Below are 15,870 nucleotides of genomic sequence, written 5' to 3' on the forward strand. Positions count from 1 at the left end.
GTCCGGCCGCGCGGCAGCACCGCTCCCCCGAGACCGCGAGGGTGACCGCATGAGACCTCTGTCCGCCGGAGCGGCGTTCCTCACCCAGCTCGTCGTCGCGTCCGTCGCGCTGGCCGGCGCGGGGGCCGCGATCGCCGTCCTCAGCGTCCTGTCGTACGGCTGCGGGGCGAAGGAGGAGCGGATGACCGAGGCCCTGGTGGGGCAGGACGTCCTGGAGCGGCGCCCCGCCGGGGTCCAGGAGGTGGGGCCGCGCGGGACGAGCTGCGACGACGACGACCTGTGGGTGAACGTCGAGCAGGTCTACCGCCTGCCCCCGGCCCGGGTCGACGTGCTCGGCTTCTACCGTGAGACCGCCGGCCGGGACGGGTGGCGGTCCGGCGAGGAGGCGGGGCCCGTCTGCTACACCAAGGTGATCGACGGCGACGTCGTCGACATGGAGCTGTCGCTGGAGGACCGGGCGGACACGTACACCGTTACCCTGTCCTCGTCCTCCGAGTTCACCGGCAGCGGATGCTAGGGCCCGCTCTTGGTCGCTTTCCCACAATTCGAGGCGCCCAGTGTGCGATGTCTGCGACATGGCGCCGCGGGCAGGTAAGCGGAAGGGTGAACACTGCCGAGGGCCGTCGTGTCACCGGCGCGCACATCGTTGTCTACAGGAGGGCTTGGGTCGCGTGTTCAGTCGTGTCGCCATCGTCAACCGTGGTGAGGCCGCCATGCGGCTCATCCACGCAGTACGGGACATCGCCGCGGAGACCGGCACGCGGATCGAGACCGTCGCCCTGCACACCGACGTGGACAGCACCGCCAAGTTCGTCCGAGAGGCCGACATCGCCTACGATCTCGGCCCCGCCTCCGCGCGCCCGTACCTCGACCTGAAGGTGCTGGAGCGCGCCCTGGTGGAGACGGGGGCCGACGCGGCGTGGGTCGGCTGGGGCTTCGTCGCGGAGGATCCGGCGTTCGCGCAGCTGTGCGAGAAGGCCGGGGTCACCTTCATCGGGCCGAGCCCGGAGGCCATGCGCAAGCTCGGCGACAAGATCGGCGCGAAGCTGATCGCCGAAGAGGTCGGCGTGCCGGTCGCCCCGTGGAGCCGGGGAGCGGTCGAGTCCCTGGACGCCGCCCTGGCGGCGGCGACCGAGATCGGCTACCCGCTGATGCTGAAGGCCACCGCCGGCGGCGGTGGGCGCGGCATCCGCGTGATCACGAACGAGGCCGAGCTCGCCGACGCCTACGAGCGCACCAGCCAGGAGGCCGCCCGCGCGTTCGGCAGCGGCGTCGTGTTCCTGGAGCGCCTGGTCACCGGCGCCCGGCACGTCGAGGTCCAGGTCATCGCCGACGGCCAGGGAACCGCATGGGCGCTCGGCGTCCGCGACTGCTCGGTGCAGCGGCGCAACCAGAAGGTCATCGAGGAGTCGGCGTCGCCGGTGCTCAGCCCCGCGCAGACCGCCGAGCTCAAGGCATCGGCCGAACGGCTGGCCGTCGCCGTCGGCTACCGCGGCGCGGCGACCGTCGAGTTCCTCTACCACCCCGGCGACGAGCTGTTCGCCTTCCTGGAGGTCAACACCCGCCTCCAGGTCGAGCACCCGATCACCGAGGCCACCACCGGGTTCGACCTGGTCAAGGCACAACTGCACGTGGCGTCCGGCGGCCGGCTCGAAGGCTCGCCGCCGGCGGAGCGCGGGCACGCCGTCGAGGCCCGCCTGAACGCCGAGGACCCCGACCGCGACTTCGCCCCCTCCCCCGGCCGCATCGCGCGGCTGGACCTCCCCGCCGGGCCGGGCATCCGCGTCGACACCGGCGTCAGCGAGGGAGACACCATCCCCGCCGACTTCGACTCGATGATCGCCAAGATCATCGCCTACGGCCGGGACCGCGACGAGGCGCTCGGCAGGCTGCGCCGCGCGATGGCGCAGACCACCGTGATCATCGAGGGTGGCGCGACGAACAAGAGTTTCGTGCTCGACCTGCTCGACCAGCCGGAGGTGATCGACGCCAGCGCGGACACCGGCTGGATCGACCGCGTCCGCGGCCAGGGCGGGCTCATCTCCCACCGCCACTCCGCCGTCGCGCTGGCGGCCGCCGCCATCGACGCCTACGAGGAGGAGGAACGCGCCGAGCGGCAACGGCTGCTGTCCACGGCGTTCGGCGGACGCCCGCAGGTGCAGCACAAGAGCGGCCGGCCGCTCGACCTCCGGCTGCGCGGCGTCGGCTACCGGGCACGCGTCGCGCGGGTCGGCGCCCGCCGCTTCCGCGTCGGCGTCGAGGCAGGTGACGACGCCCGCACCTTCGACGTCGAGCTCGACCGCTTCGACCGGCACGCCGGGCACATCATCGTCAACGGCGTCCGATACCGCCTGCTCACCGGCACGCACGGGCCGATCCACCTCGTCGAGGTCGACGGCGTGACGCACCGGATCAGCCGCGACGAGGGCGGCGTCGTCCGCTCCCCCGCGCCCGCGCTGGTCGTCGCCACTCCGCTCAAGGCCGGCGCCGAGGTCGAAGCGGGCGCGCCGGTGCTGGTGCTGGAGAGCATGAAGATGGAGACGGTGCTGCGGGCGCCCTTCAAGGCGCGGCTGAAGGAATGCGTCGTGTCCGTGGGCAGCCAGGTGGAGACCGGCGCGCCGCTGCTCCGGCTGGAACCGCTCGCCGACGCCGAAGCCGAGGACACCTCGGCCGCGACGGCCGCCCACCTCGACCTGCCGGCGCCGCCCGGGCAGATCACGGCCCGGCAGCGCGCCGAGCGCGGCCACGAGGACCTGCGCAGCCTGCTGCTCGGCTTCGACGTCGATCCCCACGACGAGCAACGCGTGCTCGACGACTACCTCGCCGCGCGCCGGGCGGTCACCGAGGACGGCCACCGGCCGCTGGCCGAGGAGCTCGACCTCATCGAGGTGTTCACCGACCTCGCCGAGCTGAGCCGCAACCGGCCGGCAGGCGAGGACGGCGGCGGCGACGACCACGTGCGCAGCCCGCGCGAGTACTTCCACACCTACCTGCAGAGCCTCGACGTCGAGCGGGCCGGGCTGCCGCAGACCTTCCAGGCCAAGCTCGCCAAGGTGCTGCGGCACTACGGCGTCACCGAGCTGAAGCGCACCAAAGAGCTCGAGGCCGCGGTGTTCCGCATCTTCCTGGCCCAGCGCCGCGCGTCCGCCGACGCCGCGGTCGTCGCCACCCTGCTGCGCGCCTGGCTGCGCGAGACGCCACCGGACGAGGCGCTGCGCGAGCCCGCCGGTCTCGCGCTGGAGCGGCTGCTGGCCGCGACACAGGTCCGCTTCCCCGTCGTCTCCGACCTGGCGCGCGGCGTGGTCTACGCCTGGTTCGGCCAGCCGCTGCTGCGCCGCAACCGCGCCCGCGTCTACGCCAACGTCCGCAAGCACCTGCGCCACCTCGACACCCACCCCGACGCGCCGGACCGCGCCGAGCGCATCGCCGAGATGGTCCGCAGCACCGAACCGCTGGTGCGCCTGCTCGGCCAGCGCCTCGTCCGCGACGACGTGGACAACGCGGTCATGCTGGAGGTGCTGACCCGGCGCTACTACGGCAACAAGGAGCTGACCGGCGTCCGTACCAGCGAGACCGCGGGCTGCACGTTCGTGATCGCCGGACGCGTGGACTCCTGCGTGGTCTCCTGCGCGGTGAGCTTCGAGGCGCTGAGCGGCGCGCTGCGCGGGCTGGCGGAGCTGGCCGACGGTGAGAACGCCGTCGACGCGGACATCTATCTCGTCTGGGAGGGCCAGCCGGAGGATTCCGACGCGATGGCGGCCGCGCTGCACGAGGTCATCGCCGCGCACCCGCTGCCGAGCCAGGTCCGCAGGATCACCATCACCCTCGCCGGCCGTGGTGGAGCGGTGATGCACCACCACTTCACCTTCGGCCCGTCGGCCACCGGCATGGCCGAGCAGCGGCTGATCCGCGGCCTGCACCCCTACATCGCGCAGCGCATGCAACTGGAGCGGCTGAGCAGGTTCGACCTCACCCGGCTCCCGTCCACGGACGAGGAGGTCTACCTCTTCCAGTGCGTGGCGCGGGGGAACCCGTCCGACGACCGCCTCATCGCGTTCGCCCAGGTACGCGACCTGACCGAGCTGCGTGACCACGACGGCCGGCTCGTCGCGCTGCCGACGGCCGAGAACGCCGTCGCCGCCTGCGTCGACGCCATCCGCCGCGCGCAGGTGGGGCGGTCGGCCAGGAAGCACCCCGACACCAACCGGATCGTGATCTACGTCTGGCCCCCCAGCAACATCACCCGGGCGGAGATCGAGACCATCGCCCGGCGCGTGCTGCCCACCACCACGGGCGCCGGCCTGGAGGAGACCCTGTTCATCGCGCGGCAACGCGACCCGCAGACCGGGCAGCTCACCAAGATCGCCGTGCGCGTCTCCCTCGACGCCACCGGGCGTCCCGAGCTGACCATCGGCGAGCCGTCGAACGAGCCCATCGAGCCGCTGGACGACTACCGGCAGAAGGTGCTGCGCGCGAGCAGCCGCAACACCGTCTACCCGTACGAGCTGACCGGCCTGCTCGGCGACTTCGCCGAGCACGACCTCGACGACGACCACACGCTGGTGCCGGTCCAGCGGCCGAAGGGACGCAACACGGCGGCGATCGTCGCCGGTGTGGTCACCACGCCGACACCGCGCCACCCCGAAGGCATCACCAGAGTCGTGCTGCTCGGCGACCCGACGAAGTCGCTCGGCGCGCTGTCGGAGCCGGAGTGCCGCCGGGTGATCGCGGCGCTGGACCTCGCCGAGCGGATGGGCGTACCGCTGGAGTGGTACGCGCTGTCGGCCGGAGCCCGGATCTCGATGGAATCGGGCACGGAGAACATGGACTGGGTGGCCGCGGCGCTCAAGCGGATCGTGGAGTTCACTCAGGACGGCGGCGAGATCAACATCGTCGTCGCGGGCATCAACGTCGGCGCGCAACCGTACTGGAACGCCGAGGCGACGATGCTCATGCACACCAAGGGCATCCTCGTGATGACCCCCGACTCGGCCATGGTGCTCACCGGCAAGCAGTCCCTCGACTTCTCCGGCGGCGTGTCGGCCGAGGACAACTTCGGCATCGGCGGCTACGACCGCGTGATGGGCCCCAACGGGCAGGCGCAGTACTGGGCGCCGGACCTGGCCGCCGCGCGCGACGTGCTGATGTCGCACTACGACCACACCTACGTGGCGCCGGGCGAGCGGACACCGCGACGGACGACGACCACCGACCCCGTCGACCGCGACATCTCGACCTTCCCGCACTCCGTGGAGGGCAGCGACTTCACCACCGTCGGCGAGATCTTCTCCGCCGAGATCAACCCGGACCGCAAGAAGCCGTTCGACATCCGCACCGTCATGCGGGCGCTGTCCGACCAGGACCACCCGACGCTGGAACGCTGGGCGGGCATGTCCGGCGCGGAGACCGCGGCGGTGCAGGACGCGCATCTCGGCGGCAGGCCGGTGTGCCTGCTCGGCATCGAGTCACGGCCGATCCCCCGGCACGGCTTCCCGCCCACCGACGGCCCGGACACCTACACCGCTGGCACGCTGTTCCCGCGCTCGTCCAAGAAGGCCGCGCGGGCGATCAACGCGGCCAGCGGCAACCGGCCTCTGGTGGTGCTGGCCAACCTGTCGGGCTTCGACGGCTCGCCGGAGTCCATGCGCAAGCTGCAACTGGAGTACGGCGCCGAGATCGGCCGCGCGATCGTCAACTTCCGCGGCCCCATCGTGTTCTGCGTGATCTCGCGCTACCACGGCGGCGCGTTCGTGGTGTTCTCCAAGGCGCTGAACCCGGACATGACCGTGCTCGCCCTGGAAGGGTCGTTCGCCTCGGTGCTCGGCGGCGCCCCCGCCGCCGCGGTGGTGTTCTCCGGCGACGTCAACGCCCGCACCGCGGCGGACCCGCGCGTGCGGGACCTGGAGGCCCGTGTCGCGGCCGCCACCGGCACCGACCGCGCCGCGTTGGCCGCGGAGCTCGACGAGCTCCGTTCGGCGGTCCGCGCGGAGAAGCTCAGCGAGGTGGCAGCCGAGTTCGACCGCGTGCACAACATCCGGCGCGCGGTCGAGGTGGGCTCCGTCGACGCCGTCATCCGCGCCGAGGAGCTTCGCCCACGGATCATCGAGGCCATCGAGTCGCGCCTGCGCTGACCCCCGCCCCGCTTGCTCGGCCTCTGCCGGCCCCGGTCGCCACGGCGACCGGGGCCTCCCGGGCTCCCTCCTGGGGACGCGGGTCAGACGAGGCGGGTGACCTCGCCGGTGTCGATCGAGTAGTAGGCGCCGACGACCTTGAGCTTGCCCTTGGCGATGCGCGGGGCGAAGAGCTTGTCCTTCTTGAGCCGGCTCACGACGTCGACGGTGTTGACGCGGATCATCTTGTCGACGTCGCCGCCCGAACGCGTGTAGGCCGACCGCAGCGACGAAGCGATGGTGCTCAGCTCGCCGGGCAGCTTCTTGTGCTGGTGCAGGGATTCCGCGGCGGCGGTGACTGCCCCGCAGCGCTGGTGACCGAGCACGACGACAAGCGGGGTGCCGAGCTCCGCCGGCCCGTACTCGGCGGCGCCCGTCACCAGCGGGTCAATGGTCTGCCCGGCCGTCCGCACCACGAACAGGTCGCCCAGTCCGGTGTCGAAGACCAACTCGGGAGCGACCCGCGAGTCGATGCACGAGAACACGACCGCGAACGGGTCCTGCTTCTGCGCCACCTCCTTGCGCCTGGCGGCGTCCTGGTGGGGATGGGTGGTGGTGCCGTCCACCCAGCGGCGGTTCCCCTCGCGCAGGGCCGCCCACGCCTCGTCCGGAGTGGACGGCCGCCGGTCCGGCGGGGTGTCGTCCGACGGCTCGGCAACATGGGCGAAAGCGGCGGTTCCCAGGGATGTCACGCCGGCCAGGAGGCCGCCGGCCACGACGCCGGCGCGCAGCAGCGCCCGGCGGTTGATCATGTTATTGGGCATGAGACAGGAGTATCCGCCGACTCGTGGCGGCGCGCCAGGATATGTAACAGTGATCACATCCGGTCCTGCCGGCCCGCCCGGCGCGCGGATTTACGCGCGCCGGAGGGGGCGTGACGGCCGCCAGGGCGGCGGGTCAGCAGGTGGAGTTGGACTGGGTGAGCAGGCCGAGCCGCCAGGGCAGCGAGTTGTAGTCGCCTCCCGCGCCCGGGTCCAGCCCCTGGTAGAGGTAGCGCAGGTTGCAGGGGCTGATGGTGAGCGTCTGGTCGTTGCCGTCGCGGATCATCTCGCCGTGGCTGATGTCGCGGGTCCAGGCGGCGCCGTCGAAGGTGACGTTGTTCGCGCGGGCGAACGGGTTGCTCTCGGTGGCCGCCAGCGGCGTCCACGTCCCGGCGATGCCGCTCGACGTCCACGAGCGGAACCAGCGCCTGCCGTCGCTGCCGATGGCCTCCACGAGCAGCAGGTACTGGTTCGCGCCCTTGACCTTGTAGACGTTGCTCGCCTCGAACAGGGCGTTCCGGTTGGCGTCCCGCATCGCGATGACCGGCTGGGAGAAGCCGTTCGGGAAGTTCGCGACGCTCGTCTGCGAGCGGTACAGGTGGCCGTTGTCGTCGGAGGAGAACAGGTGGCAGTTCACCGAGTCGCAGATGACCCACATGTCGACCCAGTAGCCGTTGCCGATGTTCTGTCGGATGATGTCGGGCATGCCGGAGTAGAAGTGCTTCGGCGCGCTCCAGGAGCGCGGGTTGCCGATGTCGGTGGTCGTCGAGTACGAGGCGTTGCCGGTCTGGTAGACGAGGTACCACAGGTTCTGCGGGGCGAAGTAGAACACCTGCGGGGCCGCCCGGTAGCCGGTGCCGATCCCGCTCTGGTCGAGGTAGTACTGCGGCGCCGAGGCGGCCTGCGACCAGTCGGTGAAGCTCGTGTAGACGAGGTTGTAGCCGGAGGCGCTGGCCGTGCTGGCGAAGACGTGCCACTTGCCGTTGTGGTAGACGACCGACGGGTCCTTGATGCCGGCGATGGTGTGCGTGGCGTCCGACCTGGGCGCGAGGAGCGCGCCGCTGGAACGCCACCGGAAGCTGGCGGGGAGCGTCCCGGTGCCGCCGGTCGGCGTGGGGGTGGGCGTGGGCGTGGGTGTCGGGGTCGGGGTCGGGGTGCCGGGGGTGCCCGTGCAGGCCACGCCGTTGAGGGTGAACGCGGCGGGCGCGGGGTTGGAGCCGCTCCAGGAGGCGTTGAAGCCGAAGCTGACGCTGCCGCCGGAGGCGATGACGGCGTTGTAGCCGGCGTTGGTCACCGTCACCGACGCGCCGGACTGGGCCACGGTGCCGTTCCAGAGCTGGGTGATCTGCTGTCCCCCGGTGAAGGACCAGGCCAGCCGCCAGCCGTTCACCGCGTCTCCGAGATTGTTGATCGTGACGTTGCCGGTGAAGCCGCCCTGCCACTGCGAGCCGACGGCGTAGTCCACCTTGCACGCCACCGCGGCCTGCGCGCTCGGCATGTTGGCGACGCCGACCCAGGCCAGGAGCAGGACCGGGACCGCGCCGATCGCGAGCCGGCGCCGGACGCCCAGCCGGGCGGACGCCGCGGGTGCGGCCGAGGTGGGCTCGGGAGCCCCCTCGGCCGGAGCCGGCCGAGGGGCTGTGGCGTCGGGGTGGCGCGGCGTGCGGGGGCGCCAGGGTAAGCGCATCTGTCGTCTCCTCGTCGTCCGGGGTCCGGCCGGTCGGGCTCGCGGGGGTCAGGGAGTGGTGCAGGTGGCGGCCGGAGCCGCGGCGGCGCCGTTGGCGGTGAAGCCGAAGGTGGTGGAGGATCCGGCCGGGACGGAGCCGTTGTACGCGGCGTTGCGGACGATCACGCCGGACCCGGAGCCGCTCTGCACGCCGTTCCAGAGGCTGCTGATGCTCTGCCCGCCCGGCCAGGTCCAGCGCACCGTCCAGCCGTTGACCGGCGCGTCGCCCGCCCGGACGGTCACCGTCGCCTGGAACCCGCCCGGCCAGGTGTTGGTCGTCTCGACCGTCGCCGAGCACGCCCCCGGCACCGGGGTCGGAGTCGGAGTCGGAGTCGGGGTGGGGGTGGGAGTCGGGGTCGGGGTCGGCGTGGGGTTCGGGTTCGGGTTCGCGGCGTTGAGGGCGTTCAGGACCGCGTCGTAGGCGGGCTTCTTGGCGTAGTTGCCGTCGAACAGCAGCGGGGTGTCGCCGCTGCGCCAGGAGTACTTGTCGGTGACGCCCCACACGGTGATGCCGGTGCAGCGGGAGACCGCCGCGCACGCCTGCGTGACGCGGCGGTACGCGTCGGCCTGGGCCGACCCGGAGCCGCCGACGTCCAGCTCGGTGATCTGGACGTCCACCCCGAGGGCGGCGAACTGGGCGATGTTCTGCTGGTAGTTGCCCGGCACCTGCCCGAAGTGCGACTGCAGGCCGACGCAGTCGATGGGCACGCCGCGCGCCTTGAAGTCCTTGACCATGTTGTAGACGCCGCGGGTCTTGGCCGCGTTGGCGTCGTCGATGTTGTAGTCGTTGTAGCAGAGCTTCGCGCCCGGGTCGGCCGCCCGGGCGGCGCGGAACGCCTCCTCGATGAAGCCGTTGCCGATCCGCTGCTGGAAGACCGAGCTGCGCAGCGTGCCGACCGCGCCGCCGTCGGCGAACGCCTCGTTGACCACGTCCCAGGCGTAGATCTTGCCCTTGTAGTGGCCCATCACCCCGTTGATGTGGTTGACCATCGCGGTGCGCACGTCGTTCGCGGACGACAGCCCCTGCACCCAGCCGGGAAGCTGGTTGTGCCACACCAGGGTGTGGCCGCGGACGCGCATGCCCTTGCCCTGGGCGTGGCCGGCGATCTGGTCGGCCGCCCCGAAGGTGAACGAGCCGCGGGAGGGCTCGGTGGCGTCCCATTTCATCTCGTTCTCCGGGGTGACCGCGTTGAACTCCCGGTCCCAGGTCGCCACGTACGTCGAGTCGTTGAGATGTCCGGCCGCGATCGCGGCGCCGTAGTAGCGGCCGCTCTGCGCCGCCGCGGCGCCCAGGGTCGACGCGGCGGCGCTCGCCGGAGCGGCCACCGCCAGCGCCGTGGCCGCGCCGAGGACGGCGAGGGCGCCGGCGAGGAGGGCGCGGCGCCGGCCGCTCACCGGCCGGGTGGCTGCGCGCGGATGTAAGGGGTTCTCGCCCATGTCTGAGCCTCCATGCTGGATGACGTGGGAAAGCGCGGGAGGCGGCGTCCGCGGCGCCGACGCGCGGCCCGTCTCCGGCTCGTGTCACAGAGGGCGGCCCCCGCCGCTCACCACCGACTCCGGCGAGGAAGCCGCCTCGGAGCCTCAGTGTGGGAAAGGGCCCCGAAACATGTCAAGGGTATGAACAGAAAGTTTCGGCGACCCGGCCCACACAGACGCTTGCGAACTGGGCTGATCAGCCTCTCGCGCTCCGAAACTTTCGTTGATGGTTCGCTCGCAGCCGTTCCGTCGGGGGCCGCGCATGAAACTTTCATCACCGTGCGCCCGGGACGACGTGACGACGCGCAGCCAGGACGGCGGAGGGTGCGCCCGACGGGCGCGGCGGGCGCGGCGGGGCGCTTGACGGGTCCGGCGGGGCCGTTGTTTGCTCCCGGGCACACCACCACCCCGCAACGCACACCCACGGAAGGAGTGATCGCCAGCATGGTTGTCAACGCTCACAGCGCCCCTCGCGGCGGTCCCCGCTGACGCCTGGGAGGGCTTGAGCATGCGTACCCGCACGAGCCGGTTGGCGGCCGTCCTGGTGTCCCTGACGTCGATGATCGTCGCGGGCCTGTTCCTGGTGGGCCGGCCCGCCGGCGCCGCGTCGCTGACCCGGGTGACCAACTTCGGCACCAACCCGACGAACCTCAACATGTACCTCTACGTCCCCGACACCGTCGCGGCGCGCCCGGCCCTGCTCCTCATGGTCCACTACTGCACCGGCTCGGCCGCGGGGGTCTTCAACGGCGTCGGCCACGACTACGTCACCGCCGCCGACCGGTACGGGTACGTCATCGTGGTCCCCGAGGCGACCCGCGACGGGCACTGCTTCGACGTGTCCACGCCCGCCGCGCTCCGGCGCGACGGCGGCGGCGACTCGACCGGCATCATGGCGATGGTCGCCTACGCCCGGCAGCGCTACAACGTGGACCCCGCCCGGATCGTGGTCAGCGGCTTCTCCTCCGGCGCGATGATGACCAACGTCCTGGCCGCCGAGTACCCGGACGTGTTCGCCGCCGGCGCGGCGTTCTCCGGCGTACCGGCCGGATGCTTCGCCACCACCGACGGATCCCTGTGGAACAGCCAGTGCTCGGGCGGCAATCTCATCAGGACCCCGCAGCAGTGGGGCGACCGGGCGCGGGCGATGCATCCCGGCTACGCGGGCCGCTACCCGCGGATGCAGCTCTGGCACGGCACCGTGGACACCACGCTGGCCTACCCGAACTTCGGCGAAGAGATCAAGCAGTGGACGAACCTGAACGGGGTGAGCCAGACGCCGGTCTCCACCGACCAGCCGCGCGCGGGCTGGACACGCACCCGGTACGGGACCGCCGGCACCCGGGCCACCGTCGAGGGCGTCAGCATCGCGGGCTACGGCCACTCCCTGCCGACGGACGGCATCCTGGCCTACGCCATCGCCTTCCTCGGCCTCGACGGCGGCGGCACGCCCCCGACACCGACACCGACGCCGACTCCCACCCCGACACCGACCCCGCCGCCCGGGGGCGGGCAGGGCGCCTGCCGGGTCGGCGCCGCCGTCAACGCCTGGGGCACCGGCCTGACGGAGAACCTCACCATCACCAACACCGGCTCCACCGCCGTGAACGGCTGGTCGCTCGCGTTCACGCTCGCCGCCGGGCAGACGATCACCTCCGGGTGGAACGCCACGTTCACGCCGACCGGCGGCCGGGTCACGGCGGCCAACCTCTCCTACAACGGCTCGCTACCGCCGGGCGGCTCGACCCAGATCGGCTTCCAGGCCACCCACACCGGCAACGCCGCCGCGGCCACCGCGTTCACCCTCAACGGCGCCCCCTGCACCTCTCCCTGACGGGCGGCGCCGTCCGCCGGCACCGCCTCCACCCTCGCCACTGCGTCCACGCTGACCTCAGCACCACGGAGCGCAGCACCGCGTCACCGCAGCACCGCCTCCACCTCGGCACCGCGTTCACGTTCGCCCTCCAGCACCGCAGAGCCGCAGCACCGTCGGCACGCGTCCAACGCCAGCACGGCCTTTGCCGCGCCAGCACTCGGTCACCGTCAACGCGCCGCCCGTCGTCACCTGACGCGGGCGGCGTCCGAGCGGGAGTCGAGCGGGAGTCGAGCGCGCATCGGGCAGCGAACACAGGCGGCGTTCGAGCGCGCATCGGGCGGCGTCCGAGCATGGGCGGCCCTGGGTGCGTCGGGCCGTCGGCCTCACTACCTCGCCGCCTCACTGCCTCACTCAGCGTGCCCCACCGACCGCGGCGAGCTGCCCCGTCCCCGCCCCCGCGTCATTGCGCGGCGACGCCGGAGTCGGCGAGGTCCGCGTCGATCACCTTCGTGAGCAGCGCCGCGGTCGCGTCGGCGACCTCCCGCACCACGGAGTCGTCCGGGACCGCGTCGTTCTCGAAGGCCCGCCGCACGGTACGCGCGAGCAGGTCGGCCCGCCGCTCCCACTCGTCCTCGGAGGCGCGCTCGTCGTCGGAGGCGCGCAGGAAGCCCTCGAACGTGGCCTGGTAGGCGAAGCCGACCTCCTCCGCCCCCATGTCGTCGCGGAGCAGGCCGTGGCCGACCAGCAGGTCGAAGTAGCCGTGGGCCATCGCGGCGTGCCGCTCGTCGAGGGTGGCGGTCAGCTTGCCGATCAGGTCGGGGTCGGCCAGCAGGAAGCCGCGCAGCAGCGGCCGCCGCGCGATGGCCAGGAAGTAGACGCGCGCGAAGCGGTGGAGCAGGCAGGTGCGCGGGTCGTCCAGGAGGGCCTGCCGCAGTTCGTCCATCGCGAGGCAGACCTCGCGGGTGAAGACCGCGCCGAAGAGCTGCTCGCGGGTCTTCCAGTGCAGGTAGACGGTGCCCTTGCCGATCTCGGCCCCGGCCGCCACGTCGTCGATGGTCACGCGCCGGTAGCCGTGGCGCAGCAGCAGGCCGGCGGCCACGTCGAGGATGCGGGTGGCGCGTTCGGCCCGGTCGCGGGGGTCACGGAGTCGTTCCACGCGGCTCACCGTATGACCGGATGCCACATACGGTCAATCTCCAGAAAGACGATCGACGGAATTTCATATTTGGTCATCACTCGTTGGTGTCGGAGACGGTCGAGTGGGGGGCGGGGGCTGATCGCGGCTTGGACGCTGCCGGCCGGGTGCCCTTTGGGCGGCGGCGCCGTGCCAGTGACCGGCCAACGGAACCACCAGGTACGTCGGGGCGACTTCCGTCCCAGCGACGTCACCCTGCTGCTCCTGGCGAACAGCGGCGTCGTGCGGCAGTCCCCGGAGGCGTTCCTGGCCGCCTCTCACCGCCTGCTCGCCTACTTCCTCCAGTCCTGGCGGCCCACGGACGGCGCGCCGCCCCTCCCCCGGCCCGCACCGCTCCGCCTCGACGACCTTTACAGGCCTAACCGGCTGACCGGCGACCTCCGCCCGGGGCGCGCTCCCTACGCGAGACGCCTGCCCGTCTCCGTTCTCGGCCGGCACGGTCTCCATCCCCCGCCCCTCACACCGCGACGCTCTCCCGCGGAGGTGGAGTGGCGCCGGCGACCGCCCAGGCCGCCTCGATCATGCGGAAGACCTCGTCCACCGCGGCCTGCGGGTCGTCCGTTTCGCGGGCGACCGAGAAGGCGTCGACCACGAAGCGCGCGACCGCGCCGCAGGTCGGCGTGATCTGCGGCAAGCCCAGGTCGGCAGCGATGGCCGTTGCCAGCGACCGGGCGTGGCGCTGCCTCATCGCCTCCTCGTACTGCCGCAGCGCCGGCGATTCCTCGATCATGCGCCACAGCGGGGCGGCGCCGTCCGCCGTGCAGTGCCGCACCATGGCGTGGATCTCGCGACGCAGGGCGGGGATGAGCGCCTCGTCCGGCCGGCGGTCGGTGACCGCGCGCACGAGACGCTGCTCGAAGTCCTCGTCCTGCTCGAAGACCAGGGCTTCCTTCGAGCTGAAGTGGGAGAAGAGCGTGGTCACGGCCACGTCGGCCTCGGCGGCCACCTCGCGGATGCCGACCGCGTCGTAGCCGTGCTCGGCGAACAGGCGCAGGGCGGTGTCGGCGATCTTCTGGCGGGTGGCGGCCTTCTTGCGCTCGCGGCGTCCGGGCTGCTCGGTCATGCGGTAACACTACCAGGCACGAAAACACAACCGTTTCAAAACACTAACCGTTAGTGCTATGGTCTGCCGCATGAGGAAAGTGCACTTCACCGAGTTCGGTGGTCCGGACGTCCTGCAGCTCATCGACGCCGAGGAACCCCACGCGGGCCCCGGCCAGGTACGCATAGCGGTGCGGGCAGCGGGCGTGAACCCCGTCGACTGGAGAGTCCGTGAAGGCCAGATCCTGAAGGCCCATCCGATCCGCCTGCCCGCCGGAGTCGGACTGGACGCCTCAGGAGTGGTCGACGAGATCGGGGAAGGCGTCGAAGGGATCGACATCGGCGACCGCGTGTTCGGCGAAGGCGCTGACACCTACGCCGAGTTCGCCGTGCTCTCGGCCTGGGCTCGGATGCCCGACGGCCTGTCCTTCGAAGAGGCGGCCGGGTATCCGTCCGTGGTCGAGACCGCGCTGCGCATCATCGGCCAGGTCGGCGTCCAGCCCGGGCAGACGCTCCTGGTCAGTGGCGCCTCCGGCGGAGTCGGGTCCGCGGTGCTGCAGATCGCCCGCGATCGCGGCATCGCGGTGATCGGCACGGGCGGAGCGGCGAACCAGGACTACCTGCGCAGCCTCGGCGCCCTCGCCACGACATACGGCCCCGGCTGGGTCGACAGAGTGCGCCGGCTCGGTCCCGTCGACGCGGCCCTCGATCTCGCCGGCTCCGGCGTGATCCCCGAACTCGTGGAGCTGACCGGCGACCCGCAGAAGGTCGTCTCCATCGCCGATCTCAGCGCGCCGCAGTTCGGCGTCCGTTTCTCCGGCGAGGCCGGAAGCGTGCCGGAGGCACTCGCCGAGGCCGTCGCGCTCATCACGCGGGGAAAGCTCCACATCCCGGTCGACAAGACCTACACGTTGGCCGAAGCGGCGAAGGCGCACATCGACAGCCGCGCCGGCCACACCCGCGGCCGCCGCGTCATCCTCGTCTAGCGCCGCTCCAGGCGACGTTGACCCTGGTGACGAGCGGATCATTCTGCCCTGCGCCCCTTCTGGCCGGCATGGTCGAAGGACATCGGTCGAGAGATCTGCCGTACCTTCTGATCGTCAGGCCGCGAGGACCTTGGCGAGGGCCTCGGCGACGTCCGCGGCCCGGGCGGGCTCGTCCATGAGCATCGACTGCCGCACCCGCACCACGCTCCGCGCGGCCGGGCATGGCTCGGCGGCGCGCCCCCGTCCGGGTCAGCGCGTCCATCGTGCCCAGCGGCGGGTACCCGGCGTCGAGCGGCACCCCTTCGGCGGCCATCGCCGCGAGCAGGAAGTCGCGGTCCACGGGGGCGTTCATGCGCAGCATGAGCAGGTGGCGGGAGTCGCGGGTGGTGCCGGGCGCCCGCGGGACCACGGTCACCGGCCGATGCCCCGCCCCCAGCAGGTCGACGAACTGCGACGCGCCCGAGCGCAGGTACAGCCACCACAGGCCGCCGCTGCCCGCGAAGCCGAGCAGCGTGTCGGCGTCGAGCTGGTGGATGCGCCGGCTCTCGTCGCCGGGCGCGGGCGCGTCGGCGACCTTGGTGAACGCCGTGTCGCCGGTCCGGTAGCGGTAGGCGGTAGGCGGTAGGCGGTAGACCGTGCCGTCGGGGCGGGAGGTGAGGTAGACGGTGCCGTCCTCCATCGCGGCCGGGGCGTCGATGG

General features: G+C 72.1%; 10 protein-coding genes. 4 read left to right on the top strand and 6 right to left on the bottom strand.

Annotation, left to right across the window (positions count from 1 at the left end; all coding sequences use genetic code 11):
• Positions 1 to 49: 49 nt before the first annotated feature.
• Entirely contained in the window at positions 50 to 517 is a 468-nt protein-coding gene (locus HTZ77_RS09885; RefSeq protein WP_175589216.1) for a hypothetical protein, read from the top strand.
• 154 nt (positions 518 to 671) lie between these two features.
• On the top strand, positions 672 to 6,131 hold the full coding sequence (locus HTZ77_RS09890) for an ATP-binding protein (protein ID WP_175589217.1): 5,460 nt from the start codon (positions 672 to 674) through the stop codon (positions 6,129 to 6,131).
• Positions 6,132 to 6,214: 83 nt separating this feature from the next.
• Here HTZ77_RS09890 and HTZ77_RS09895 read toward each other — a convergent pair whose 3' ends face one another.
• From HTZ77_RS09895 to HTZ77_RS09905, 3 genes are all read right to left on the bottom strand, one after another.
• On the bottom strand, positions 6,215 to 6,934 hold the full coding sequence (locus HTZ77_RS09895; protein WP_205302468.1) for a carbonic anhydrase: 720 nt from the start codon (positions 6,932 to 6,934) through the stop codon (positions 6,215 to 6,217).
• Between the two features lie 133 nt (positions 6,935 to 7,067).
• A complete protein-coding gene (locus HTZ77_RS09900; RefSeq protein ID WP_175589218.1) occupies positions 7,068 to 8,618 on the bottom strand; it encodes a non-reducing end alpha-L-arabinofuranosidase family hydrolase in 1,551 nt (516 codons plus the stop codon).
• A 48-nt stretch (positions 8,619 to 8,666) separates the two neighbouring features.
• Complete coding sequence (locus tag HTZ77_RS09905; RefSeq protein WP_175589219.1) at positions 8,667 to 10,094, bottom strand: endo-1,4-beta-xylanase; 1,428 nt, start codon at positions 10,092 to 10,094, stop codon at positions 8,667 to 8,669.
• Between the two features lie 547 nt (positions 10,095 to 10,641).
• Between HTZ77_RS09905 and HTZ77_RS09910 the strand changes: the two genes are divergently transcribed.
• The gene (locus HTZ77_RS09910) at positions 10,642 to 11,967 is read left to right on the top strand and encodes an extracellular catalytic domain type 1 short-chain-length polyhydroxyalkanoate depolymerase (protein WP_175589220.1); all 1,326 of its coding nucleotides are present in this window, start codon (positions 10,642 to 10,644) and stop codon (positions 11,965 to 11,967) included.
• Positions 11,968 to 12,409: 442 nt separating this feature from the next.
• Here the strand turns inward: HTZ77_RS09910 and HTZ77_RS09915 are convergent, their stop codons facing one another.
• Both HTZ77_RS09915 and HTZ77_RS09920 read right to left on the bottom strand, forming a co-directional pair.
• Positions 12,410 to 13,105, bottom strand: a complete 696-nt coding sequence (locus HTZ77_RS09915; protein WP_175589221.1) for a TetR/AcrR family transcriptional regulator — start codon at positions 13,103 to 13,105, stop codon at positions 12,410 to 12,412.
• A gap of 496 nt (positions 13,106 to 13,601) precedes the next feature.
• Positions 13,602 to 14,207: a TetR/AcrR family transcriptional regulator gene (locus HTZ77_RS09920; RefSeq protein ID WP_175589222.1), complete on the bottom strand. Its 606-nt coding sequence runs from the start codon at positions 14,205 to 14,207 to the stop codon at positions 13,602 to 13,604.
• Positions 14,208 to 14,277: 70 nt separating this feature from the next.
• On the opposite strand from HTZ77_RS09920, the gene HTZ77_RS09925 reads away from it, so the two are divergent.
• A complete protein-coding gene (locus tag HTZ77_RS09925) occupies positions 14,278 to 15,171 on the top strand; it encodes an NADP-dependent oxidoreductase (protein ID WP_175589223.1) in 894 nt (297 codons plus the stop codon).
• Here the strand turns inward: HTZ77_RS09925 and HTZ77_RS09930 are convergent.
• Positions 15,158 to 15,850, bottom strand: coding sequence for a hypothetical protein (locus HTZ77_RS09930; protein ID WP_175589192.1), 693 nt, complete (start codon positions 15,848 to 15,850; stop codon positions 15,158 to 15,160). The genes HTZ77_RS09925 and HTZ77_RS09930 overlap by 14 nt on opposite strands.
• Between the last annotated feature and the right edge of the window lie 20 nt (positions 15,851 to 15,870).

Source organism: Nonomuraea montanisoli (assembly GCF_013363975.1).
GTDB classification, from domain to species: domain Bacteria; phylum Actinomycetota; class Actinomycetes; order Streptosporangiales; family Streptosporangiaceae; genus Nonomuraea; species Nonomuraea montanisoli.

Excerpts from the sequence above, each read along its gene's own strand:
- HTZ77_RS09920 (WP_175589222.1), bottom strand. The coding sequence starts at position 14,207 with ATGACCGAGCAGCCCGGACGCCGCGAGCGCAAGAAGGCCGCCACCCGC.
- HTZ77_RS09905 (WP_175589219.1), bottom strand. The coding sequence starts at position 10,094 with ATGGGCGAGAACCCCTTACATCCGCGCGCAGCCACCCGGCCGGTGAGC.
- HTZ77_RS09910 (WP_175589220.1), top strand. The coding sequence starts at position 10,642 with ATGCGTACCCGCACGAGCCGGTTGGCGGCCGTCCTGGTGTCCCTGACG.
- HTZ77_RS09925 (WP_175589223.1), top strand. The coding sequence starts at position 14,278 with ATGAGGAAAGTGCACTTCACCGAGTTCGGTGGTCCGGACGTCCTGCAG.
- HTZ77_RS09895 (WP_205302468.1), bottom strand. The coding sequence starts at position 6,934 with ATGCCCAATAACATGATCAACCGCCGGGCGCTGCTGCGCGCCGGCGTC.
- HTZ77_RS09885 (WP_175589216.1), top strand. The coding sequence starts at position 50 with ATGAGACCTCTGTCCGCCGGAGCGGCGTTCCTCACCCAGCTCGTCGTC.
- HTZ77_RS09900 (WP_175589218.1), bottom strand. The coding sequence starts at position 8,618 with ATGCGCTTACCCTGGCGCCCCCGCACGCCGCGCCACCCCGACGCCACA.
- HTZ77_RS09930 (WP_175589192.1), bottom strand. The coding sequence starts at position 15,850 with ATGGAGGACGGCACCGTCTACCTCACCTCCCGCCCCGACGGCACGGTC.